At 34.8% G+C, this 7,629-nt stretch carries 7 protein-coding genes and 1 other RNA gene; 6 read left to right on the top strand and 2 right to left on the bottom strand.

Going from position 1 to position 7,629, the window contains the following annotated elements:
* Positions 1-373: 373 nt before the first annotated feature.
* Positions 374-1,231: a pyridoxal kinase gene (gene pdxY / locus GJV76_RS14850; protein WP_155093373.1), complete on the top strand. Its 858-nt coding sequence runs from the start codon at positions 374-376 to the stop codon at positions 1,229-1,231.
* A 64-nt stretch (positions 1,232-1,295) separates the two neighbouring features.
* On the opposite strand, the gene GJV76_RS14845 is transcribed toward pdxY, so the two are convergent.
* On the bottom strand, positions 1,296-2,219 hold the full coding sequence (locus tag GJV76_RS14845) for a GNAT family N-acetyltransferase (protein WP_155093372.1): 924 nt from the start codon (positions 2,217-2,219) through the stop codon (positions 1,296-1,298).
* A gap of 121 nt (positions 2,220-2,340) precedes the next feature.
* Between GJV76_RS14845 and GJV76_RS14840 the strand changes: the two genes are divergently transcribed.
* The 4 genes from GJV76_RS14840 (at position 2,341) to GJV76_RS14825 (ending at position 5,953) form a co-directional block, all read left to right on the top strand.
* Positions 2,341-3,162: a helix-turn-helix domain-containing protein gene (locus GJV76_RS14840; protein ID WP_155093371.1), complete on the top strand. Its 822-nt coding sequence runs from the start codon at positions 2,341-2,343 to the stop codon at positions 3,160-3,162.
* A 466-nt stretch (positions 3,163-3,628) separates the two neighbouring features.
* Entirely contained in the window at positions 3,629-4,126 is a 498-nt protein-coding gene (locus GJV76_RS14835) for a DNA-deoxyinosine glycosylase (protein ID WP_155093370.1), read from the top strand.
* Entirely contained in the window at positions 4,123-4,797 is a 675-nt protein-coding gene (locus tag GJV76_RS14830) for a DUF2461 domain-containing protein (RefSeq protein ID WP_155093369.1), read from the top strand. Before GJV76_RS14835 ends, GJV76_RS14830 begins: the two co-directional genes overlap by 4 nt.
* A 136-nt stretch (positions 4,798-4,933) precedes the next feature.
* Complete coding sequence (locus tag GJV76_RS14825; protein WP_155093368.1) at positions 4,934-5,953, top strand: hypothetical protein; 1,020 nt, start codon at positions 4,934-4,936, stop codon at positions 5,951-5,953.
* A 218-nt stretch (positions 5,954-6,171) separates the two neighbouring features.
* Here the strand turns inward: GJV76_RS14825 and GJV76_RS14820 are convergent, their stop codons facing one another.
* A complete protein-coding gene (locus GJV76_RS14820; protein ID WP_155093367.1) occupies positions 6,172-7,269 on the bottom strand; it encodes a glutaminyl-peptide cyclotransferase in 1,098 nt (365 codons plus the stop codon).
* Between the two features lie 88 nt (positions 7,270-7,357).
* Here GJV76_RS14820 and ffs point away from each other — a divergent pair.
* Positions 7,358-7,456, top strand: an RNA gene (gene ffs / locus GJV76_RS14815) — signal recognition particle sRNA small type.
* The last annotated feature ends 173 nt before the right edge of the window (positions 7,457-7,629 follow it).

Raw genomic sequence — 7,629 nt, 5'->3', positions numbered from 1 at the left:
CAGAACGCCTTATACCATAAGATAGAATCAAGCAGACTATAGTCTGCTTTTTTTATTGGTATTATTTTAACCCAGAATAAGCGTTAGCCAAGTATTACAAAGCAATTCTACTTCATATCTCTTTCATTAGCTCTACAACCATACTATAGTATACTTGTATCACTAATTCAGAGTTGTTTTGTATAATTACTTTTCGTTTATCTATCTATCACTTATTCTGGGTTTAATTAATTTTCTTTAAACTGGACTATGTCGCTTGCTGATTATAGTTGTATTTTTGCAAGAAATAATTTAAGAAGTACAGTTGTATATTCTCCTTGTCTTATAGAAGTAAATAAGCAAGAGTATAGAATTGTTTTCTCATTTCATTATCATGACAAATAATACAATAGAACCTCATATTATATCCATACAGAGTACTGTATCTACAGGGTATGTGGGGAATAACTCAGCCAGTTTTGCTATACAGCTTCACGGAATTAATTGCGTAGCGATGCCTACCATTCTTTTATCAAGTCACACAGACAAGCCTGTTTATTATGGAGAAGCAGTGCCAAAAGAATTATTCGATAAACTGGCACGTGGAGTATTAGAAATTAACACTGCACAGCTTACACAGTATGTTGTAAGTGGATACTTAAAGAGCAAAGAGATAATAGATGCTACGGCAAAGTTCATAAAGCAGCTAAAAGCACAGCATAGTATTACTTATATCTATGATCCTGTATTTGGTGATACACGTACAGATGGGCTGTATATCCCCAAAGAACAGGCAGATTATTCAAAAGAACGATTATTATCGCTAAGTGATATCTTGACACCTAATCACTTTGAATTAGAATACCTTTTAGGAAAGCGTATAACGAATGAGCAAGAACTGATAACAGCTGTACAGGCGGATGAGGTATTATCTTCTAAAATCATTGTTTTGACTACAGCCGAAATGAAAGAGAATGTAAATCACCAAGTAGAAGTCATCTTGATTAATCAAGGTAAGTTGTCTCATTTTTATGCTGATAATATACCTGTAGAAGTAGTGGGAACAGGCGATTTGTTTACGGGAACACTCTCTGCACAGCTAACGAAGGGGCGTACGATAGAAGAAGCTATACAGACAAGCATGAACTTCTTATCAGAAGTATTGCGATATGTTCACCTTCATGGATTGAAAGAGATGAATGCGATGGCTATCTTACAAGCACAAGATGTTCTTGCAGTAAAGTATAAATAAAACAGAAAGGCAGTAAGATAAGTTTTCGTACTGCCTTTTTTATTGAACTCTGAATATTCAGCATTTATGTATGGGATAGTGAAGCTACCATAGTCTTCTGATCAGAGAATAAGTCTATTAGCTCTTTTGTCACCATGAGTGTAATATCGTCATCTTCTTTATATAAGCTATAAGTAGCTTGTTCTGCCTCAGGGCTAAATGCAAAATTGATAGTCTGCGTCTCTGCTGTACAGCATGCATCTATTATTGCATCGAGTTGTTTGACATGGTGATCTCTTTGATAAATAGAATAGATTGTCAGTTCACTTTCTTCTTGTTCATAGATGATGATGGTATCCAATGCTTTGCTGTAATGAATAGCGTTTTTAAAACTGAAGTCGTAGTCTGCATAACAATAAAAGAAAGCTAAGTCTACATTTTTAGTATTCAATCTATTATAGGTATAGCCACTTTTGACATATTCTTTAAATAAAGCAAGCGATGCAGGGTTGTCTAAATCTAATTTCTCTATACTCGATAGAAGAGAATATTTGGTATTCACCTTTAGTGTAGCTTGATACTCTTCAACAGGCACATAACCAAATTTTGGATAGAAGTCCAGTACTGTATCATTTGCAAACAAGAAGTAGCCTGTTACGATATCTCTATATTCTGCTTCTATATATTCTAATAAGAACCTTGACAACCCTTTGTTTTGATAGGTAGAGTCTGTCATCACAGTGCCTAATTGTCCTGCCTTGTACGTTTTATTTTCTTTCGTTATTTCGAATAGGCTTAAAGTTATATGTGCAACTATCTTATCTTCTTGGAATAAAGAAAATAGTATGCACTCCTCTCCCCAGTATCCCGATTGGTAAAAGGCTTCAAAATCAAACTCCCATACTTCCTGACACATTCGATTAAACTCTTTTCGTTTTTGTTTATCATCTTGATAGTTGATATATAGGGTATAAGGAGTTCCTTTTATACTTACTGATTTACTGATCATAATTCTTATTTATTTGGAGCAAAGTTCTGAATAAGACCTTGTTTATCTATTGACAGTATTGTTTTATAAATGTGCAAGAAGTTGTTTTTATTGTTAACTTTGACTTATTAACTACAGCGTGATGAGTCAGCACTTTCCTATTCAGATTATCACATCGGATCGTATTATTCCTTCTTTATTCTCTACTACTACATATAGAGAGAAAGGAATACTGTTGTCTTATTGTATGGAGGGAACTAATGAGCTTAAAGTAAACAATCGAATAGAAGATTTCTCTGCAGGTTCTCTATTGACTGTGTTTCCACAGCGTTTATTCTCTATTCCTACTACAGAAAGCAAGGGGAAGTATCTATGTGTGCTATTTGATCTGGATAGTATAAAGGATCTTATTCTACCAACTAATTATCAGTTTTTAAACGAATTGGTGAGACACCCTATTATTCATCTGGATGCAGGTGATCAGGGCGTGTTCATCGATTACTATCAGTTGTTATTGACTAATTGCAATACAGATACATCTGTGTTTTATCCTGATGCGATGAAGTATTTATTGTATTCTTTAATTGCTCATATCAACCGATTCTATGAACAAGATGAGGTGAATCTGAAGCCAAGTTCTAAGAAAGAAACAACTGTTTTTAGGCTGTATAATTTGGTTCATCAGCATTATTTAGCTGAGCGCACAGTACAGTTTTATGCTGATCAATTAAAGCTCACTCCTAAGTACTTAACGACTTTGGTACGCAGGCAGACGGGTAAGACAGTGTCTGCGATTATAAATGAGTTAGTACTCACTCAAGCCCAGTCTTACCTTATTGCAACGGATAAACCTATCTACACCATAGCGGAAGAGCTTCATTTCTTAGATGCGACAAGCTTCTGTCGTTATTTTAAAAAATCTACAGGTCTATCTCCCTTAGCGTATAGACAAGCACATCTGTAATGTCACATTTTATTTATGTGGTTAGAATTGTAAGGTGTTGTTTATTTGGGTTTTGGTTTATTGGTAGCTCAGTTTATATTGTGTAGATCTACTGCGTATTGATGGCGAAATGATCGGGTATTGATAGGATAGTGGTCGCATAAAAAATGCCCCAAAACATGTGACCACTATGCGACCATTATGCGATCACTATGCGACCACTCCCATTGAGGTTTGTCTCGTCCTAATATAGCTGTACAGTTATTGTTTATAATCCTGCTTTTGACTATACACTTGTTTTATAATCTTATGATGTGTTTTGTGGTTGGCGATTTTAGTTTCGACAATCTGAATTTATTAAATGAAAAACACCTATTATGATCTTGTAACTGTGTTGGTTATTGGGAATTGTTAGAAATTATAGCAAATCATTAACCTAAGCTAACGATCTCTATTCTATTGCAATAAAATATAATATCTTTGAGATATGGGGAGAGAAAAAAGAATACATTCTTTTAAACCTGTTGTTTTTGATGAAGCTAAAGTATTGATATTGGGTACGATGCCGAGTATTAAATCATTGGACTTTCAGGAGTATTACGGCAATAAGCAGAATGTGTTTTGGAAGATGTTATTTAGTGTTTTTAGAGAAGAGTATAGCGATGTGTATAAGGATAAGCTCGATTTGCTTCAGCGAAACAGAATAGTCTTATGGGATGTCTTGCAGTCTTGTGAACGCAAGAGTAGCTTAGACAGTGATATTATCGCAGAAAAAGCTAATGATATCAAAGGGTTATTAATAGAATATCCCCATATCGATACAATCGTATTCTCCAGTCAAAAGGCAAGACAATATTTCGATAAATACATAGGGCAGATAGAGGGAGTATCTTTACTAACTTTACCTTCGCCGAGTGGGGCAAATGCACGGATGAGTTTTGAAGAAAAATTAGCTCATTGGCAAGAATTAAAAAATAAAGTATGAAACAGTTAAAAAAAGAACATATAGACTTCTTAGTGACGTTAAGTCAGAATAATAATAAACCTTGGTTTGCAGATCATAAGCCAGAGTTCGATAAGCTATTCGCTGAGGTGAAGGCTTTCTTTAAAGTAGTGCACGATGAGATGTTACAGCATGATAGTATAGACCTATTACACGTACACCGCATCTATAGAGATGTACGCTTCTCTAAGGACAAGACACCTTATAAGACTTATTTTGGACTGCACTTAGGACGTACCAAGCCAATGCTGAGAGGAGGATATTACGTAAATATAGAGCCAGGACGTAGTTTTGTAGGGGGAGGCTTTTGGGAACCTAATAAAGAAGATTTATTGCGCATCCGCAAGGAGATCGCTATGGATGATAGTGAACTTCGTGAGATTATCGCCGAAGAACAATTTCAGAAGTACTTCGGAGCACTACAAGGGGAGGAGCTAAAGACTGCTCCTAAGGGATTTGACAAGGAGCATCCTGCTATCGACTTATTGCGCAAGAAGCAGTATCTCGTGATGCGTTCTTTTACAGATAAAGAGGTATTAGCGCCTAACTTTAAAGAGGAGGTGATCAAGACATTTCTTGCCATGCGACCACTATTTGACTATATGTCAGATGTACTGACTACTGATGTGAATGGGGTGAGTCTGTATGAGTAGAGGATTTTTGTGAAGGTGTTTTTTTGTGAAACCGTTTAGTCTATCATATTAATCAATAGCATATGACATCTTCTAAGTATATTATATCCGGTGGGTAAGATTGTAAACTGTTAACCAAATAGTGATCTAGAAAGTTATGAATAAAGAGTTTGAACAAGCAGTAAGCTATTGTATAGAAGCTTTGAATATCAAAGATGACAAGAAGCGTGATAAGGAGTGTAATAGTTTATTTGTGGTTTCGGCTTTGAATAAGGCTTTAGAGGCACCTTATCGTGGTAGAGGCTTAGGGATAGGTAGTATTGGTTATAATGCACATAGAGATACTATTGATAATAAGGAAAGAAGTTTTCGTAATAAAGAACTTTATCATGTATTAGATTGGTTAAATGCTCTTTTAACGTTGTTTGATTTGGCGAATTATGAGGATGAAGAGATTCTTAAGTTTGCTAACTGTATTGTGAATGACAATATTGTTTTTAATCATGTTTTAAAGCATATTATTAGTAATTGTATTGTAAAGGGAGATGTAGAACAAGCAGAGCAGTATATTTCGAATTTTAAAACGACTGTTGTTTTTAAAGAGGAAGATAATTTTGATCAGGGATATCTTATTATTCTTCAGTATTATGCCATGCTAGGTGATGAGGTGAATTTCTTTAAATATTTCAAACAGAGTAAACCTGCTATAAATAGATATGAAGTAAATGAAGCAAAAGAATTCTTGGTAACAAACTATTGTTTAAAAAATGGAGTAGAAGCAGGACTTACTTTGTGTAAACATAAGAATTTAGGAGTTAAATTTCATCATAATGCATTAATGGCATTTGCTGAGCAAGGTAAATATCAAGAGTTAAAACAGATGTTTACAGAATATCCTGATTTAAAACAACCTGAAGTACAAAGAGAATTGCATGTATTGACACATGCTTATTGGAAGGCAAAGGAATTTGGGTTAGCTGTTGATGATGACTTTGAAGTGATGTTTGATAGAGCGACGCAGGTAGATAGAAAACTTAAGTGGGGAGCGGCTAAATTACAGGATGTCTTTTTTGTAAATCTCTTTTATGGCAGTCGAGATAATAAAGAACGTGCTGTAAGGTGTAGAAAAGCCGTTAAAAATAGTTCTTTAAAAAGAGAGTTAGAAATTCCGAAGTAAAGAAATAGATAGTATCATAGTACAATAAAAAAATGCTGACCACGGTCAGCATTTTTTGTTATCAGTTTCCAGTTCTCAGTTCCCTAAATTGCCACCACGCCTCCTGGCCCCTTCGCTAAAAATGTCCACTGGACATTTTCTTCACGCTCGGTCCTCCCGTTCCCAGTTCCCAGTTCCCAGTTCTCCGTTCCCTGTTTTCTGTTTCCAGTTTCCCTAAATTATTTAATAATCTGTACTTCGAACATTTTATCCCAGTTTTTACCCGTTAAGAAGAAGGTCTTTGTTTCAGGATTATAAGCAATACCGTTCATAACATCTCTATCCGCATGGTATGTGGTCATATTAAGTAGGTCATTGAAGTTAACCATTCCTTCTATTGCTCCTGTTTGAGGGTCTATAATTACAATGCTGTTATACCCGTATACATTAGCGTATATTTTTCCATTTACCCACTCTAATTCATTGATATGAGGAAGGGCACCTTTAGGACTATAAACGCTTATTGAACTCAATAATTCAAAAGTATCAGGATTTACTTTATATATTTTTTCAGTTCCATCAGACATATAAAGGTGAGTACCGTCATTTGTCAGTCCCCATCCTTCTATATCAGCAAAGTACTTTAATGATTTTTCTCTTTCTAAAGTTTCGATGTTATAGATATAGGCTTCTTTGTTTAAATAAGTCAATTGGTATAGTTTATTATTTAAAATCGTACAACCTTCTCCAAAGATAATATCATCTAACTCATTTATTTGAGTCACTTTTCCGGTTTTGTAATCAACTTTTCGCACACTTGACTTACCTTTTTTTCCCGTACCGCGACCGTCAGTTGTCGTAAATCCACCTTCACCATTTCCCGTACTTTCAAATAGTACACCTTTATAAAACTCCAAGCCTTGTGTGTAAGCCTCTTGATCATGGGAGTAGGTTTTTATTATTTTGTAGTCGTATTCAATAGGATTTATACTTGATATAATCTCTATTTTATAGGTAAACTCTCTTGATTTGTTATCAGCATAAGCAATTGCTTTTACTTCTTTTTTACCTAAGTTTTCTTTTTTAAGGGAATGCGTTAGAATCTCATTGTGTTTACTTGTTCCTATTTTTACATTGTCAAGGAAGTAAGCAACAGAGTCGATTTCTGCATTTTCTACTGTTTTTAAAGTGAATTTTGCATCTTCATTTGCCGAATATACCTGCTTTAGCTGAGTAGTATCAATCGAAATTACATTTTTTTCTAAATTTTTTTTATTAGAACAGCTAATAAAAGAGATTCCTAAGCTTAACGTTATTAGAAAGTTATATCTTTTCATTGGTTGTATTTATTTTTTAGCAAGATACAAATCTAATTAGAATAGTGGAAAAGACTTGGAAAAATAAAAAACCGTTGTATATTTGCAGTGGCAAGTCCTACACGACCAGCTCCCTCTTAATCCTCCAGGGTGGGAACGCAGCAAAGGTATGAGGTTGTAGCGGTGCGATGTAGGTAGCTTGCCATTTTTTTATTACTTCTATTGATCTCCTCCAAGGGGATTTTTTTATTTTAAGCAGTTTGGAAATTCACGTGCTTATTTTAGGGTGATTTGGTTTTGGGGTGCGAAACAGGTATTTGACAAAAACGGATCAATCTCAAAAGGGATCAATCTCAAAAGTTGTGTTTAGGCATAAAGCTT

The organism is Myroides albus (assembly GCF_009711045.1).
GTDB lineage: Bacteria > Bacteroidota > Bacteroidia > Flavobacteriales > Flavobacteriaceae > Flavobacterium > Flavobacterium album_A.
This window is presented reverse-complemented; position numbering and strand designations above follow the sequence as displayed.